At 61.8% G+C, this 17313-nt stretch carries 14 protein-coding genes; 12 read left to right on the forward strand and 2 right to left on the reverse strand.

Annotated features, from left to right (window positions below; translation table 11 throughout):
• Positions 1-47 precede the first annotated feature (47 nt).
• From ACTUWL_RS27810 to ACTUWL_RS27850, 9 genes are all read left to right on the forward strand, one after another.
• Positions 48-1466, forward strand: coding sequence for a glycosyltransferase family 4 protein (locus ACTUWL_RS27810; protein WP_021080484.1), 1419 nt, complete (start codon positions 48-50; stop codon positions 1464-1466).
• Entirely contained in the window at positions 1463-2914 is a 1452-nt protein-coding gene (locus ACTUWL_RS27815; protein ID WP_021080485.1) for a glycosyltransferase, read from the forward strand. Before ACTUWL_RS27810 ends, ACTUWL_RS27815 begins: the two co-directional genes overlap by 4 nt.
• A 25-nt stretch (positions 2915-2939) precedes the next feature.
• Positions 2940-4514 carry a glycosyltransferase family 4 protein gene (locus ACTUWL_RS27820; protein ID WP_021080486.1) on the forward strand — a complete coding sequence of 525 codons (1575 nt, stop codon included), beginning with the start codon at positions 2940-2942 and terminating at the stop codon, positions 4512-4514.
• 30 nt (positions 4515-4544) lie between these two features.
• Entirely contained in the window at positions 4545-5678 is a 1134-nt protein-coding gene (locus tag ACTUWL_RS27825; RefSeq protein WP_021080487.1) for a glycosyltransferase, read from the forward strand.
• Positions 5679-5684: 6 nt separating this feature from the next.
• A complete protein-coding gene (gene asnB / locus ACTUWL_RS27830; protein ID WP_021080488.1) occupies positions 5685-7547 on the forward strand; it encodes an asparagine synthase (glutamine-hydrolyzing) in 1863 nt (620 codons plus the stop codon).
• The gene (locus ACTUWL_RS27835) at positions 7508-8695 is read left to right on the forward strand and encodes a class I SAM-dependent methyltransferase (protein WP_146160343.1); all 1188 of its coding nucleotides are present in this window, start codon (positions 7508-7510) and stop codon (positions 8693-8695) included. The genes asnB and ACTUWL_RS27835 overlap by 40 nt, the downstream gene beginning before the upstream one ends.
• Positions 8696-8761: 66 nt before the next feature.
• The gene (locus ACTUWL_RS27840; RefSeq protein WP_448212475.1) at positions 8762-9616 is read left to right on the forward strand and encodes an NAD-dependent epimerase/dehydratase family protein; all 855 of its coding nucleotides are present in this window, start codon (positions 8762-8764) and stop codon (positions 9614-9616) included.
• Between the two features lie 4 nt (positions 9617-9620).
• The gene (gene wecB / locus ACTUWL_RS27845; protein WP_021080491.1) at positions 9621-10670 is read left to right on the forward strand and encodes a non-hydrolyzing UDP-N-acetylglucosamine 2-epimerase; all 1050 of its coding nucleotides are present in this window, start codon (positions 9621-9623) and stop codon (positions 10668-10670) included.
• Positions 10671-10861: 191 nt separating this feature from the next.
• A complete protein-coding gene (locus ACTUWL_RS27850; protein ID WP_021080492.1) occupies positions 10862-12166 on the forward strand; it encodes a nucleotide sugar dehydrogenase in 1305 nt (434 codons plus the stop codon).
• Between the two features lie 82 nt (positions 12167-12248).
• Here ACTUWL_RS27850 and ACTUWL_RS27855 read toward each other — a convergent pair whose 3' ends face one another.
• Complete coding sequence (locus tag ACTUWL_RS27855) at positions 12249-13607, reverse strand: hypothetical protein (protein ID WP_021080493.1); 1359 nt, start codon at positions 13605-13607, stop codon at positions 12249-12251.
• Between the two features lie 516 nt (positions 13608-14123).
• Between ACTUWL_RS27855 and ACTUWL_RS27860 the strand changes: the two genes are divergently transcribed.
• From ACTUWL_RS27860 to ACTUWL_RS27870, 3 genes are read left to right on the forward strand one after another with little or no spacing between them, the layout of a single operon-like run.
• Positions 14124-15185 (forward strand): Gfo/Idh/MocA family protein, encoded by a 1062-nt coding sequence (locus ACTUWL_RS27860; RefSeq protein ID WP_021080494.1) that lies wholly within the window; start codon positions 14124-14126, stop codon positions 15183-15185.
• On the forward strand, positions 15182-15649 hold the full coding sequence (locus ACTUWL_RS27865) for an acyltransferase (protein ID WP_035652274.1): 468 nt from the start codon (positions 15182-15184) through the stop codon (positions 15647-15649). Before ACTUWL_RS27860 ends, ACTUWL_RS27865 begins: the two co-directional genes overlap by 4 nt.
• 18 nt (positions 15650-15667) lie before the next feature.
• Complete coding sequence (locus ACTUWL_RS27870; protein WP_021080496.1) at positions 15668-16765, forward strand: DegT/DnrJ/EryC1/StrS family aminotransferase; 1098 nt, start codon at positions 15668-15670, stop codon at positions 16763-16765.
• A 16-nt stretch (positions 16766-16781) separates the two neighbouring features.
• Here ACTUWL_RS27870 and ACTUWL_RS27875 read toward each other — a convergent pair whose 3' ends face one another.
• A complete protein-coding gene (locus tag ACTUWL_RS27875) occupies positions 16782-17312 on the reverse strand; it encodes an HAD family hydrolase (RefSeq protein WP_021080497.1) in 531 nt (176 codons plus the stop codon).
• Position 17313: the final 1 nt, after the last annotated feature.

Below are 17313 nucleotides of genomic sequence, written 5' to 3' on the forward strand. Positions count from 1 at the left end.
TGGCGTTTCCCGCGAGGCCGATGCTGATTTCCTAGAGTTGCCATAGAATGATGCTCAAGCAGATATCATCTTTCATCAAGCAGTATCCTCCGCTTTTCCGCGCGCTGCGTCCCGTATTCTATTTCGGTTTTGGCCGGTGGAATGTGCTGGTCTCACAGCTCGTGGTCCGCCGCGCACAGTTCGTGCAGGCGCGAATCCCGAAGATGTCCGATGCGGCCGACGCGACGTCGCGAAACAGGCAGATTGGCCGATCTGCCTCTGGTCGCGAGGTGGTGATGCTCGTCGTCTCCGATCTGCGTGTGGACCCCCGGGTTGAAAGAGAAGCCCGCGCGCTCGGCGCCGCCGGATATGACGTGACGGTGATCTGCCCCGAGCCTGCGAAGGGGGCAGGGGCAACCTTCAATCTTGATTGGGGACCGCGCGTCCATATTCAGCACGCCGATTGGACGGCCGCGACGTTCATGAGCGAGCAGCCGGGTTACATTGCGGAACAGCTCTACCTGGAAGCGGTGAAGAGGAAGCCATTTGCGTTCCATGCGCATGATCTCTCCACGGCCTATGCCGCGATGGCGGCCGCAAAATACCGTGGCGCACACCTCGTGGTCGACTTCCACGAATGGTTCTCGGAGAACGTTCATTGGAGCACGAAGCAGTCCGCCTGGGCGCCGTATCCGCCGGAGTGGAAGCGGGCGCTGCAGGAGCTGGAGGTTCGTTGTCTCAACGAGGCGTCGGCCACCATCACGGTGTGCGACTCGATCGCGGATGCGATGAAGGCCGAGCTCGGCGGCAGCCGCCCCGTCGTGGTCCGTAACATTCCGGATATCGCGGTTACGCCGACGCGCGCGTATCCGCCGCTGAAGCAGCAACTGGGGCTGCCGGAATCGACCTTCGTGCTGCTGTGGCAGGGAGGAACCGGCCCGACGCGCCTGATCGAGCCGATCATCGAAGCCCTTGCTTATGTACCCGACTGTGTTTTCGTCATCCGGGGGCCTTCGCTGGATCTGTTCGGGCCCGACTATCTGGCATTGGCACAGCGCGTCGACGTGGAGGGCAGGGTGGTGCTTGCTCCGCCGGTGCCGTCGAAGGACGTTGTCGCGGCCGCCCGCGGCGCAGATGCCGGCATTTGGACATTGCCGGCGCTGTGCCGCAACTTCACCTTTGCGCTCCCCAACAAGATCTTCGAATACCTGGCCGCCGATCTCCCCGTCCTCGTTGCGCACTACGCGGAAGCGAAGCGTCTTGTCGAGGAGAACGCGGTCGGGTTGACGTTCGATCCCTACGATCCGCGTTCCATCGCGGAATCGATCAACCGCATGGTCCAGGACAAGCAGCTCCGGGCAGACTTCAAGGCGAGCACGCGGACGACCCTCGCAAAGCTCGATGCAAAGTCGGAATGGCAGAAGGTCGTTTCGCTCTACGAGAGCCTGTCTCCAAAAAAGCCGCTGCAGCGCGGATCCACGCAATGAAGGATCGACTGAGATCGCTCGCGCGGCAGGTTTTGCCGCGGAGCGTTCGGGTCTGGATGCTCACGACCTGGTCGATCGCGAGATCGCCGGGGCGGGGAGCCGTCGTGCGCCGCAAATTCCACGCGCTGCCGCTGAAGCTTCTCAGGCTGGTCGCAACGGGAGTTTCGATCGCCATTCTAAAGCTTGCGACCTACGTCGCTCCCATAGCCGGAGCCATGCGGTTGCGGCGCGGACGACCCAGGACCTTGTGGGGCGTAACGCCGATCCTGACCTTGGAGCTTAAGGCCAGGGCTGACCGGATGCTCGGCTTCCGGTCGACGTCTCTTGTCTACGTAACCTACGTCATCATGTCGCGCTTCGACCTGAATCTCCAGCGTCCCTACGTTCGGGCGCTCAGCTTCGCCCTGGGGCTCGCATTCCAGCGCGTGGTGCTCGCGTGGGCCTTGATGCGATATGACGTGTTTCACTTCTTCGCCGACCGCGGGCTGCTTGATTCAACGCAGCGCTTGCAGATCAACTTCGAGGAGCTTGCCGCGCTGCGACGGGCGCGCAAGCGGGTCTATATCTATGCGTATGGTGCCGATGTCCGCACCCGGCAGGCGACCCTAGCGCTCGGCCGATGGAATTTCTGCGTCGATTGCACGGAAGCGCCGAAATACTGCACCTGTCACGACGCAGAGGCTCAGCGCTATATTTCGGAAGTGGCCAGGAACGTGACGGCCCTGGTCTCGCTCGGTGACATGCTGACCTACATGCCGACGGCAAAACATATCAACTACTGGCCGCTCGATCTGGATCGGTTGAGTGCGGTTCTCCCTGACGCGCTGTCCGGTCCGCTGCGCGTCGCGCACGCGCCAAACCACACGCACTTCAAGGGCTCGAAATACCTGGAGCGGACCATCGACCGGCTGAAGCTGCAGGGGTACGATATCGAATATTGCAAGGTCCAGGGCGTGCCGAACAGCCAGGTGATCGAGCTTTTCGCGCAATCCGACATCGTGGCGGATCAGTTCATCGGCGGCGCGTACGGCTACACCGCGCTCGAAGCGATGGCGCTCGGCAAGCCGGTCCTGAGCTTCGTTAGAAGTCCGGATCTGGTCGAGGCGCCGGAGGAATGCCCGATCATCAACGCAACTCCGGACGAGCTCGAGCAGGCATTGCTGTGGATCCTCCGCAATCGGGAGCGCCTTCGCAGGATCGGCGAGCAGGGACGGCGCTATGTCGAGCGGTGGCACGGCATCTCCGCCATCGCTGCACGACTGGGTCAACTCTATCGAGAGACCGCAAATTTCCCCCCGAACGTCGTTGACCGCATTCGGATCGCCCAGGATCAGGAGGAAGCTCGCCGCAACGCTATTGCTGTCGCCGCGAATTGGGAGCATCCGTTCCAGGTCACGCGGCAGTCTGCTCCGGACGATGTCGGTGCGCTCGCGAGGACGATACCCTGATGACCGACCCGCAAAGGCGCTTCTGGTGACGTCAGTCGACGCTTTCGCCGCAATGATGTCGTCGCTACGGCCGCAGCCGCAAGGCGTCGATTGGCATCGGCGTTTTCAGCAAGAGCATGGGCGGGCGCTGCGTGTGCTGCACCTCGGCAACATCGCGAACAATGCGTTCAACAATGCCAGGATTCAGCGCCAACACGGCATAGATGCCTATGTCATCGCCTATGAAAACTATCACATCATGGCTTGCCCTGAATGGGAGGAGGCGGTGTTCGAGGGGGACCTCGGAGATCCGTTCTTTCCCGAGTGGACCAAGGTCAATCTCGGGGGCTACCGGCGGCCGCGATGGTTTGCTTCCGGGCCTCTGAAACTGTGTTGCTCGATGATTGCCGCCGAGGTTGGCGGGCAGTCGGACCAAGCCGATGAAGTTCGACGCGCGCTGGATCGCGCCCGGCAATCCGTGAGCGGGCAGACGCTGTCCGTCCGCGCGACTCGTCTTGGCCAGAAGATAGCACGGCGGATTCGCAGATCGCCTGCGATGGCCCGCGATCTCTTCCTGAGGCGCGTGCTGGCAAAGGATGATCCGGAGCAGATGCGGCTTGCGGCGGTATGGCGGCAAGGCAGCGCGCCGGCTTCACCGCCGAGCGCTGCCGATTTCGCCAGCTACCGGGCGCGGCTCGCGCCGCTCGTCGGTCTGCTGGATCAGTTCGACGTCATCCAGGCTTACGCAACCGATGGTGCTTGGCCGCTGCTCGCCCAGCGCCCTTACTTCGGATATGAGCATGGAACGTTGCGGGCGCTTCCATTTCAGGACGATAGCCTCGGGCGGCTGACCGCCACCGTGTTCCTTGGAGCTGACCACGTTTTCGTCACCAATATCGATTGCGTACCTGCCGCGCGGCGGCTCGGCGTGCCGCCGGATCGGATTACGCCGCTTCCGCACGCCTTCGACGACACGAAACTCATAGAATTCGGGAAGCAGAATAGCGCGATCCGGCCTCCCGGCGACGGTGTCGTTGTATTTCACCCGACCCGTCATGATTGGCGCGACGCGGACCCCAGCCTCGTGAAGGGCAATGATCGGTTGATCCACGCCTTTGCGAGCGTGGTGCAGCAGGCGCCGGCGCTGCGACTTGTGATGATCGCCTGGGGACGCGACCTCGACGCCTCGCGGGAGCTGATACGGAGCCTGGGTCTCGATAACAGGGTGGAGTGGCTTGCGCCGATGCGCAAACCGGAGCTTTGGAGAACATATCTTCGCAGCCACGCCGTGCTGGATCAGTTCGTTCTCCCGTCATTCGGTGGCATCACCTTCGAAGCGCTGGCGCTCGGAAGGCGCGTCATCACGAACGTGGATTCGGGCATGGCGAGGGATTTCTTCTCCGAAGCTCCTCCCATCCTGTCGGCATCGACGGAGAGTGAGATTGCCGACGCGCTTCTCCGGATCGTGGCCGATCAGGACGACCGGCATCGGATCGGCGCGGCCGGTGCAGACTGGATCCGGCAGTATCACTCCGCGGCGAGAATCGTCGAGTTGCAATTGACTGCGTATCAACGGCAGATCGAAGCCGCGCGTGGGCATCATGGCGATCACCAAGGCTAACGGCACGGCCAGTCTTATTTGCTTAACAAGATGAAAATCCTTCACGGCCCCTTCAATATCGGCAATCAGCCCTGGTCGCTCTCGCGTGCCGAGCGCAGGCGCGGCAACAGCAGCGACCTGGTCGTTCGCAGCGGAACCTGGTTTCGCTATCCGGCGGACAAGGTGCTGTATGACGAAACGGCAACCGAGTTTCAGAAAGCAGCGCGTAGCGCGTGGTTCGGATTGTCCGCGCTGCTTCGCTACGACGTGCTCCACTACTATTTCGGCACGACATTCCTGTACACGGGCTATGCATTCGAGGGCGTGGGCCGGATGGGACCGCTGCTGAAGCGGCTGGTGACGATCGATCTCCAGCTGGCCAAGGGGCTGGGCAGGAAGCGGTTCATGACCCTGCAGGGATGCGACGCAAGGCTGGCGGGGGAGGGCAATCGGCGAAATCAGTGGACTATGTGTGCCAGCGGGCGTTGCTCAGCCTTTGAAACCTGCGTCGCGTCACTGGATGCGCGCCGGTCCCGCTTGATCGATCGTGTGCTGCCGCTGTTCGACCGCGTGTTCTATCTCAATCCGGAACTGGGGCACGTCGTTCCGGGCGGGCAGTTTCTCCCCTACGCCAACGTGGAGATCAGTCATTTCTCGCCCGAGTATCCCCGCGCCGAAGGCAGGCCGAGGATCGTCCACGCGCCGAGCGATCCGAGTATCAAGGGCACCCAGATGATCCTCGATGCGCTTGAGCGCCTGAAATCCCGGTTCGACTTCGAGCTGATCCTGGTCGAAAAGAAGACCCACGAAGAGGCGATGGCCATCTACAGGTCGGCCGATCTTGCCATTGACCAGGTGCTTGCGGGTTGGTACGGCGGCTTTGCTGTCGAGATGATGGCGATGGGAAAGCCAGTGGTTTGCTACGTCAGGGAAAACGACCTGCAATTCATCCCGCCGGCCATGCGGGATGATCTTGCGATCCTGAACGTCGATCCCGCACGGCTCACGGAAGATCTTGCGTCCATTCTCGAGCGCCGGGCCGAATGGACCGAGCTGGGAAAGCGATCTCGTCGTTATGTCGAGCGATGGCACGATCCCGACCACATTGCCGGGGCGATGATCGAGGCCTATCGCAGCCCCGACAGTACGTTCGTGCTGGCGCCCGCTGGCGTCGAGGTCGGGTAGATTCAGATGTGCGGCATTTCAGGCATTTTGCATTTTGGCTCTTGTCCGGACGCGGACGAGCGCATCCGCCGCATGGCGGCCAGCATCGAGCACCGCGGTCCGGATGACGACGGCTACTATGCCTCGCCCGACGTAGCATTGGGCTTCCGCCGACTTGCGATCGTCGATCTTGTCTCGGGCCACCAGCCGATGAGCAACGAGGACGGCACCGTATGGGTCGTCTTCAACGGCGAGATCTACAATCACCGCGAGCTCAGAAAGCAGCTCGAGGCCGCCGGCCATGTCTTTGCGACGGACCACTCGGACACCGAGGTTCTGGTGCATGGCTGGGAGCAGTGGAAGGACGGGCTGTTCAGCAGGCTGAACGGCATGTTCGCCTGCGCGATCTGGGACGAGCGGCAGCGTGAGCTGGCGATCGCCCGCGACCGGTACGGGATCAAGCCGCTCTACGTCGCGGAACTGCCCGGCAAGGGTCTCGTCTTCGGCTCGGAGGTGCGTGCGCTCTACGCCAGTGGGTTGATCGACAAGCAGTTCGATGCGTCGGCAACCCTGGAGTACTTCACGCTGATGAACAATTGGGGAGGGCGCACGCCGTTCCGCGGCGTTCGTCTCCTCAAGCCGGGTACCTTCGAGCGATTTGCGGCGAGTGGAAGTTCGAGCGGCACCTATTGGTCGCCGTCCTATCATCGCAAATACTCGCCCGGTTTGGCACGGGCCTCGGGCGAGTTTGGCGAGATATTGCAGTCCGCGTTGCGGAGACAGTTGGCCGCGGACGTTCCGGTGATGGCGTATCTATCGGGCGGCATCGACAGTTCGGCAATCACGGCTGGTGCGCACCAGATCGATCCGGTGGTCCGCGCCTATTCGTGCATCTTCGATCTCGAGAATGTCGGCGTCGACAAATTTGTCGATGAGCGCGAGTTCTCGAGGGCGGTCGCAAAGCAGCTCAATATCGAACGCGTCGAACTCATGGTGCCGCAGGACGCGCTGGTCCGTCACCTGGATGCGACGGTCGGCGCGATCGAATATCCTCGCATGGGAATGGCCTATGTGAATTATCTGATCGCGCAACGCGTCGCTCAGGACGCCAAGGTCGTTCTGTCGGGTACGGGCGGTGACGAAGTCACCGGAGGATATGTCGGCAGATATGCCATTGTGCCGAGGGCGGCTCCGGCTTCCCTGATGCGACGTGCCCTTCAGCGTCTTCGCGCCGGAGCGGCGGGTCGGGCGGCCTCAAGCGATGCCTTTGCCCTCTACCGGGCAAGCCTCAATGTCCCGATCTCGGCGGAGCGCATCAAGGATGCCTTTACGCCGGAGTTCTTGCGAGCCGCGGGAGGTTTCGATCCGCTCGCCGCGATCGGAGATGCGATCGGCTCGGTTCCGTCGCAAGACCCTTGGGACGTCATCATGCACGTCGATATGACCACCTACCTTCCAGGCCTTCTGGCTCTGGAAGACAAGCTGTCGATGGCGCATTCCCTTGAGGCGAGGGTGCCGCTGCTTGATAACGAGCTGGTCGACTATCTGCTCAACGTGGACTGGAGCCTGCTGTCCGACGGCTCCACGGGGAAGATCCTGTTTCGCGAAGCCGTCCGGCCGCTGGTGCCCGATACGATCTACCGGAAACCGAAGATGGGATTTGGTCCTCCGGACGCATCTTGGTACAGGGGCATTCTGCGCTCATGGATCGAGGAGCAACTTTCTGAATCCCGCATCAGGCAGCGCGGCGTGCTCCAGTATGACTTCGTACGTCGGATTCTGAACGAACATTTCGAAGACAGGGCAAGCCATGTCGCGCTGATCTGGTGTTTGCTCAGCTTCGAGTCCTGGTGCAAGCAACACGGCGCCTATGGCGGTGCCCTCCATTAGTTGCAGTTGTAGGAGCTAGATTTATGCGAACCGTTGCGTCTTCACGTCTCCGTCCGAACGGAATGGAGCTTCAGCTCGAGGCTTTCACGCAACAGGACGGCCAGATTATCGAAGGCATCCTTCGGACGCCCGATGCATCGCTGTGGTATCCGATCCTGCAAGGGGTTCCCTGCTTCCTGAGCGGCCCGATGCAGCCCGACCTGAGCGAGTTCTGCTCGCGCTACGGCTTGCCGAAGCCGGCGACCGCGCAGAGCCGGCCGGAGGCCCATGAGCAGGCCAAGACGAACCAGACCTTCTCGGACAAGTGGCGCCGCTTCAAGCAATACGGACTGCAACCCGAGCACAAGGAATTCCTGTTTGGTTGGTATTGCAAGAAGCTCGGGCTGCCCGATCTGGACGCCTTGAAGGCGTTCTACCGGTCCAAGCAGCGCGTGCTCGAGGTTGGTCCGGGGTCGGGCTTCAACACCCGGTTCATCGCCGAGAACTGCCCGGGCGAGGTGTTTGCGCTCGACGTGTCCGACGCGGCATTGACGACATTCGAGAACACCCGTGATCTCGAGAACTGTTCGGTCGTTCAGGCCGACTTGATGGAAGCGCCCTTCCCCGATGATACGTTTGACTTCATCATCGCGGACGGGGTGCTGCATCACACGCCGAACACCCGGGCGGCGGTAGAAGCCCTGTATCGAAAGGTCAGGCCCGGCGGCCAATTCTTCTTCTACGTCTATCGGAAGATGGGAGCCGCGCGGGTATTCGCCGACGATCATATCCGCCAGAATTTCATGCTGCTCTCCGCGGAGGAGTGCTATGCGGCCTGCGAAGGCATCACGGAGCTGGGCCGTGAATTGTCACGGCTGAATGCCACGATCACGCTGGAGAAGCCGATTCCGGTGCTTGGAATTCCCGCAGGAACGCACAACGTCCAGCGATTGCTGTACTACAACTTCCTGAAGTGTTTCTGGAACGAGGCGTTCGACTACGAAACGAACAACATGGTCAACTTCGATTGGTATCATCCGCACAACGCCTGGCAGCATAGCGATGAGGAGGTTGCAGGCTGGATGAAGGAACTCGGGGTCAAGAGCTACACCTTCAACGACTCCAATCCGAACGGGATCTCCGTTTTGCTGACGAAGCCAACGGTCTGACACGGCATGCGGATATTATTGACAGGCTGTACCGGGTTTGTCGGTTCTGCCCTCGGGCCCCGGTTGGTGGCCGAGGGACACGAGCTTTTCTGCGTTTGCCGGCCAGGAACGTCGGTCGCGTTCGGAACGGCCGTGGTTTGGGATGGAGCGACGGCGATCGAGGATTCCAGTTTCCCAAAGATGATAGATGTTGTCGTCCATGCCGCTCAATCGAGGCGCTACCGCAATTTTCCAGCTGACTCGCGCGAGATGTTCGACGTCAACGTCAACATGACGATGCGGCTGCTGGATTGGGCGGCTCGGGCCGCGGCCAAGCACTTCTGCCTGCTTTCGTCGGGGGCGGTGTACGAGCCGTTTACGGGAGCTCTGCGCGAGGATGTCGCCTTAGCGCCTTCCGGATTCCTCGGCGCAAGCAAGCTAGCTTCTGAAATCGTCGCGAAGCCGTTCTCCAGTATCTTTTCCGTGAATACTCTGAGGTTGTTCTTTCCGTACGGCCCGGGTCAACACGACAGGCTGATTCCGCAGCTGATAAGCAGGATCCGGGACGGCGCGGCGATCCAGCTCTCGGGCAGCAAGGATGGAATTCGCCTCGCGCCCACCTTCATCGACGACATTGTCGAGGTCATTCTCGCAAGCATTGCTTCGTCATGGACGGACACGCTGAACGTGGCAAACTCAGAGGTGCTCTCGATCCGCCAGATCGCGAATGCGATTGGTCGGGAGCTCGGCGTCGAGCCGAAGTTCGAGATCGTGAATCCGAACACGCCTTCCGTCGATATCGTTCCTGAACTGGATCGTCTCGCATCCCGCGTGGATTTGCGGCGATTTGTGCAGTTCGGGGCAGGGCTGCATAGGATGATATCCGCGAATTCTCTTGATGTGCCGGATCATCGTCTGGCCGAGACGCAACACCGCTCGTGAAGCCATGACGCTGAAGATATTGACCATCGTTGGTGCTCGGCCCCAGTTCATCAAGGCGGCGGCCGTCAGTCGCGCGATCCGCGCGACCGATGGGCTCTCGGAAGTGATGGTGCACACTGGCCAGCATTTCGATCCGAACATGTCGGACGTCTTCTTCGAAGAGCTGGACATTCCGCGGCCGCGCCATCATCTCGATATCCACGGCGGCGGCCATGGCGATATGACGGGCCGCATGCTGATGGCGATCGAGCCGATCATGCTCGCCGAGAAGCCGGACTGGGTCGTCGTCTACGGCGACACCAATTCGACGCTGGCCGGCTCTCTCGCGGCGTCGAAGTTGCATATTCCGGTCGCGCATGTCGAGGCGGGACTTCGATCGTTCAACCGCCGCATGCCGGAGGAGATCAATCGGCTGGTAACGGACCATCTCTCCGCTCTGCATCTCTGTCCGACGGCGACTGCCGTCGCCAACCTAGCCGCCGAAGGCGTAACCGCCGGCGTCCATCATGTCGGTGACGTCATGTACGATGCGACCTTGTTCGTGACCGGCAAAGCAGAGAAGAGCTCGACGATATTGACCGGTCTCGGGCTCGCCCCGAAGGCCTATGCGCTCGCGACGATCCATCGTGCCGAGAACACTGGTGATCGGCAGCAGCTTCTGGCGGTCGTGCAATTCCTCCAGGAGCGGTCACGAAAGTTTCCCGTCGTGCTCCCGCTCCACCCACGCACGCGACAGGCGGCCCTGGCTTTAGGGGTCGACCTAGACGGCTTGAAGGTTATCGACCCGGTCGGTTACCTCGACATGGCTAAGCTTCTGCACAACGCGGTTGAAGTTTATACGGACTCGGGAGGGGTGCAGAAGGAGGCTTATTTCCATCGCGTCCCGTGCATCACCTTGCGTGACGAGACGGAGTGGACGGAGACGGTCACGCACGGTTGGAACCGGCTATGGAAGCAGCCGGGCCATGCAGTTCAACGCGATATTGACGAGTATGGGACTGGTCGTGCGGCCTATGAAGTCACGCGCCTGTTGAGCGTTGGCGGCCCTCGATAGCCTTGCCGGCCGACGCTGCGGTCGGAGCGCCGCAATCGCAAGCGACACTCCCGCCTGGTGCGTACCGCAGCGCCTGAAGAGGCCCCGAGGGCGGCTTCCGGGGTTGTGGCTTTGCCACTATGGCGCTATCAGAGGCCGAATTGGATGCTCCTCAGGCCGGTTATCCGTATCAACCCCGTACGAGTGCTAAAATGAATTCCGAACTGATCGCAAAGCTCAACGATAGAACGGCCAAGATCGGCATCGTCGGTTTGGGCTATGTCGGCTTGCCCTTGATGCTCCGCTATTGCGAGGTGGGCTACAAGGTGATCGGCTTTGATATCGACCAGACCAAGGTCGACGCGCTCCACGCAGGCCGCTCCTACATCGAGCATATTTCGAGCGCCAGCATTCGCAATGCGACGGAGCTTGGGTTCGAGCCGACGACCGATTTCTCACGCGCGCGGGAGGTCGATGCGCTGATCCTGTGCGTTCCGACCCCGCTCAATAAATATCGCGAGCCCGATCTCAGCTTCGTGCTGGATACGACGGAGTCGCTGCTGCCATACCTGCATCAGGGAATGGTGCTGTCGCTCGAGAGCACGACTTATCCCGGCACGACCGAGGAGGAGTTGAAACCGCGTATCGAGAAGCGCGGCTTCACCGTGGGGAATGATGTGTTTCTGGTGTTTTCACCGGAACGCGAAGATCCCGGTAACCAGAATTTCTCGACCCGGTCGATCCCGAAGGTGTGTGGCGGCTGCACGCCGGCATGTCTGGAGGCTGGCATTGCCCTGTATGGCCAGGTGATCGACAAAGTCGTTCCCGTGAGCTCGACGCAGGCCGCCGAACTGACGAAGCTGCTGGAGAACATTCACCGCTCGGTGAATATCGGTCTCGTCAACGAGATGAAGATGGTCGCCGACAAGATGGGGATCGACATTCACGAGGTGATCCGCGCGGCGGCAACCAAGCCGTTCGGATTTGTTCCGTACTATCCCGGCCCTGGCATCGGCGGCCACTGCATTCCGATCGACCCGTTCTACCTGACCTGGAAGGCGCGGGAATATGGTATGCATACGCGCTTCATCGAGCTCGCTGGCGAGATCAATTCCTCAATGCCGGAATATGTCGTGTCGAAGATCTCGCTGGCGCTCAATCAGCGACACAAGTCGATCAGCGGCAGCTCGGTCCTGGTGCTCGGTATCGCTTACAAGAAGAATGTCGACGACGTTCGTGAATCGCCTTCGGTGCTATTGATGGAGAAGCTTCGCGACCTCGGCGCCAAGGTCGCCTACAGCGATCCGCACGTCCCTGCGTTCCCGAAGATGCGCGCGCATTCGTTCGACCTGTCGAGCGTCGCGCTCACCGAGGACAATTTACGGGGCTTCGACTGCGTCCTCCTGGCGACCGACCACGACAAGTTCGACTATGAGCTGCTCCGCGCACATGCTCCGCTGCTGGTCGATTGCCGCGGAAAGTTTCCTCGGCGTGCGGACAATATCATTCGCGCGTGAGGATCTCGCAGGCGCTCCGGCGATCCCTCGCGCCGGACGACTTGTCTGGGAACGGCGGACTGGCGAACTTTGGAGCGCCGCGCTAGCCAGTGCTTGTCGCTTGTAGATTTTCGCTCACAGCGGCCTTCGGCGCCTGGTCGAAGGCCGACCGTGGCGCGATGTACCAGAGCAGGAACAGCAGCCCGGTGCCGTTCGTCAGCAAAGCCGTCGAAAGCGGCACGTTGAGGAGCACCTGGGGAAGCAGTCCGGCGGAGAGCAGCACAAATTGCGACGGCAAGCCGGCCGACAGGCGGTTGCCGAGAGCGATGATCAGTCCGCAGCCCAGCGCGGACAGCGGCGCCAGCACGAGGCCGACCGAAGCGATCCCTTCGGTGGCGAACAGCGAAGCATTGAAGGCGCCTAGATCGTAGGACCTGGCCATGACGGCCCATATCGGCTCGTTGTAGGCGCATGGAACCACGAGCTTCAGCACGTTGATCTGGCAGAAATGGGTCAGCGGGTGCGCTGAGAAGTAGTTGTTGTAGATTTCAAGGGCGAGCGACGGGATCGCAACCATCCTGGTGTTGACGGTGCCGAAATAAACCAATCCGGGTGTGAGCGGAAACACCTCGGCCTTGACCAGGACGAACAAGATGACGCCGATCAGGACAGGCAGGAAGAACGACAGAATCGTTGCGAGCCTGGCCTCGGCCACCAGCTTGCAGACGACGGCGAGGAACAGCAGCCAGACCGGAGCAAACAACGCCATCTTGGTCAGCATGATCGGGTAGAACAGAAGCATCAGCAGCAGGGCGATCCCTGCCTGCCAGATCCGCTTGCTGGTGACGAAGCAGGCAAAGGCGAGCGGCAACAGGGCGTTCGAGACGATCCAGACGGCGTATTGCAGGACACCTGGCAACGCCACCTCCGCGCGGTATTTGTACATCTCGGAGAGGTTGACTAGCTTGAGGCTATAGAGAGAGCCGATACCGATGATGGCGGCTGAGCCGATCAGGATGGCGGATGGCATCATGTGAAACGCGCGGGCCGGCATCACGACAGCCTGTCGCACCGGGCTGGTGATGAACAGCGCTGGGGCGAGGAATGCAAAGGCCGAGAGTACGATCGAGGCAAGCGCCAGGCGGTGATCGTAATCGAGTAACGAGAATTCGATGAGCCAGAGATAGCCCAGGACCATCACGTAGAAGTAGAAGCCGACGAGATAGCCAAAGCTGAAGCGTCCGATTACGAACAGGATCACGACCGGGCTGAATGCCACGACGTTCAGAATTGCTGCCGCCAGGTGCGACTTCTCAAAGCCGATGACAGCCGGGAAGGAATTGGTGATCGTGATGCAATACAGCGAAACGGCGCAAACCACGATGTGGGCATAGGCGAGCAGGGCAAGTCTGGCCTGGCGCCAACCGAAACCGGGCTCCAGCTGAATAGCGCGATCGTTCATTCTCATCTACCGCCGTGTCGGACTGTGCGTTGAGACCGTTTCATTGGTGGTTGTCGTATTCGGCAGACTAAGCCCACGCGATTGCCAACCGATGTTATGTCTTGGACCAAGGGACATGGCACGGCTCGAACAGGACGGCAAGAATGATGCCCACACGGCATTCTATTGCTCCCGCCCAATAGCACAAATTTCGTGTGCTGCAGCGACGCGTCCGAGCGCGGTTGAATTTGTGTGATGTGGTCTTGATGCCGGGATGCGGTGTTTTCGGATTATCCTGTTGCGGCTCCGGCGGGCCGGTGGGGGATTCCGCACCCGTAGTGTTCAGTTCGTCGTGACATTCCGAGGCGCGAGTGTCGGGCGCGGGCGACCCGAATCGGGTCCCTGATCGCGTGGCCTTGCGTTAACCCGGGTTTTCTGGGTAATGGAACGCTATCGTGCGGCTCGCAGGGCCGCTTGTTCCCTCGGCTTTTCGGCTGGCTGCAACGGTCGGCCGCGAGACAAGACAGGGCCTGTTGCATGATCAGATTCGGCCTGCTCGGGTGCGGGCGTATCGCCAAGCGCCATTCCGACCTCCTGGGTGGCAATCACATCGCGGGAGCAAGCCTGGTTGCGGTCTGCGATCCGATCCGCGCGCGGGCGGATGCGGTTGCCGGGAAGTTCGCTGTTCCGGCCCATTACGACATGGACGAATTCCTGGCACGCAAGGATATCGACGCGGTTGCCGTGCTGACGCCGAGTGGCCTGCACCCCGCACATGTGATCGCCTGCGCGAAGGCCGGCAAGCACGTCGTGGTCGAGAAGCCGATGGCGTTGCGGCTGCAGGACGCCGACGACATGATCCGGGCTTGCGATGAGGCCGGCGTGAAGATGTTCATCGTCAAGCAGAACCGCTTCAACGTTCCGGTGGTCAAGGCGCGCGAGGCGCTCGACGCCGGCCGCTTCGGCAAGCTCATCCTGGGGACGGTGCGGGTCCGCTGGTGCCGCGACCAGGCCTATTACGACCAGGACGATTGGCGCGGCACCTGGGCCTATGACGGCGGCGTGCTGACCAACCAGGCGAGCCACCATGTCGACATGCTGGAGTGGTTCTTCGGTGACGTGGTGAGCGTGCATGCGCGGGCGACGACGGCGCTGGCCAATATCGAAACCGAGGACACCGCTGTGGCGACGCTCAAGTTCCGCAACGGCGCGCTCGGCATCATCGAGGCGACCACTGCGGCGCGGCCGACCGATCTCGAGGGCTCGCTGTCGATCCTCGGCGAAAAGGGCACCGTCGAGATCTCCGGCTTCGCCGTCAACCAGATCCGGCACTGGCGCTTTGTCGACGAACTGCCGTCGGACAAGGACGTCGTGGAGAAGTTCTCGGTCAACCCGCCCAACGTCTACGGCTTCGGCCATCAGGCCTATTATCACCACGTGGTCGATTGCCTGGAGAACCAGCGCGCCGCGTTGGTCGACGGGCTCGAGGGCCGCAAGAGCCTTGAACTGATCTCGGCCCTCTATGAGTCGATCGAGACCGGCGAGGAAGTTGCGCTGCGGTTCACGCCGCGGTTGAGCCGGCTGGGTGTCGTTTCGTGAATCGACCGGACGTGCATCAGGCCAGCGTGCGCGACGTCGCGTTCGGCGAACGCGTCAAGATCGTCGAGCCCTGCAATCTCTATGGCTGCAAGCTCGGCGACGACTGCTTCGTCGGGCCCTTCACCGAAATCCAGAAGGGCGTGGCGGTCGGGGCGCGCACCCGCGTGCAGTCGCACGCCTTCATCTGCGAGCTCGTCACCATCGGCGAGGACTGCTTCGTCGGGCACGGCGTGATGTTCGTCAACGACACCTTCTCCACCGGCGGACCGGCGCGCGGACGCAAGGAGCTGTGGCGCGAGACCGTGATCGGCAACCGGGTGTCGATCGGCTCCAACGCCACGATCATGCCGGTCAGGATTGCCGACGACGTCGTCATCGGCGCCGGATCTGTCGTGACCAAGGACATCACGACACCAGGTACGTATGCCGGCAATCCGGCGCGCCGGCTGCTGGCGAGCCAATAGGGCAATAGGGGAATATCGATGGCTGTGCCGTATGCCGACCTGCAATTGCAGTACCAGTCCATCAAGGGCGAGATCGATGCCGCGATCGCCGGCGTGATCCGCGATAACGCCTTCATCCGCGGCAGCTATGTCGACGCCTTCGAGCGCGAGTTCGCGTCGGCCGCGGAAGTTACGCACTGCGTCTCCTGCGCCAACGGCACCGACGCGCTTTACCTCGCGATGCGCGCGCTGAAGGTGCAGCCGGGCGACGAGGTGATCACGACGGCGCATTCCTGGATCTCGACCGCGGCGATGATTACGCATTCAGGCGCCACCGTCGTGTTCTGCGATACCGACGACGCGACGTTCACGATCGATCCGGCAGCGATCGAGGCTGCGATCACGCCGCGCACGGTCGGCATCATCCCGGTGCACCTGTACGGCCAGCCGGCCGACATGGATGCGATCATGGCGATCGCGCACAAGCACAAGCTTTGGGTGATCGAGGATTGCGCCCAGGCTCATCTCGCGCGCTACAAGGGCCGCATGGTCGGCACGTTCGGCGAGGCGGCGACCTATTCATTCTATCCCGGCAAGAACCTCGGCGCGATGGGCGATGCCGGCGCCGTCGTCACCAACGATGCCGCGCTTGCCGAGCAGATGGCCATGCTGGCGCGCCATGGCGGCCTGGTGAAGCACCAGCACCATATCGAGGGCGTCAACAGCCGGCTCGACGGCATGCAGGCTGCGATCCTTTCGGCCAAGCTGCCGCATCTCGACGCGTGGACCGAGGCCCGCCAGGCCGCGGCCGAGGTCTATGATGCGGGTCTCAACCAGATCGAGGATGTCGTGGTGCCCGAGGTCGCGCCGGGGCGCAGCCACGTCTACCACCTCTACACGATCCGGCATCCGCGCCGCGACGCGCTCGCCGCGCATCTGAACGCCAACGGCGTGCAGACCGCGATCAACTATCCCACCGCGCTGCCGTTCCTGCCGGCCTATGCCCGGTTTGGCCACCGGCCCGAGCAATTTCCCAACGCCCATCGCGACCAGGGCCAGATTCTCTCGCTGCCGATCTTCGCCGAGATCACGCGGCAGCAGCAGGACGAGGTGATCGACCTGGTTCGGACGTTCTGATTGCGACCGTTGAGGCTCAGCTTCGCTGCAGCAGAGGCTTCAGGAACAGCTCCAGATTGGAGCCCGGGAACAGGTGGCCTTTCAGGCCCGCCGCACGCGCGGCCTCGAGGTCGGTCGGTTGATCACCGACCAGAAAGCTTCGCTCGACATCGACGGCAAAGCGCTCCAGCAGGTCATTGATCATGCCCGGCGATGGCTTGCGGCGATGGCTGACCTGCCGATAGCGCTCGACGGTTCCGTCAGGATGGAACGGACAGTACTCGAAGGCGTCGATATGGGCGCCGATCTTGCCGAGCTCGGCCGCCATCCAGTCGTGGAGCTTTTGGACATCCGCCTCCTCGTAGAGGCCTCTTGCAACGCCTGACTGGTTGGTCACGACAAACGCATAATAACCCATGTCGTTGACCGCCTTCACGGCCTCGCGCGCGCCGTCGATCCAGATCAGCCTGTGGCTCTCGAACAGATAGCCGATGTCCCGGTTCAGGACGCCGTCCCGATCGAAGAAAACCGCCGGCCTTCGCCGCTGATCTCCGGAAGCGCTGCTCATG

The organism is Bradyrhizobium sp. WCU1, from assembly GCF_053474805.1.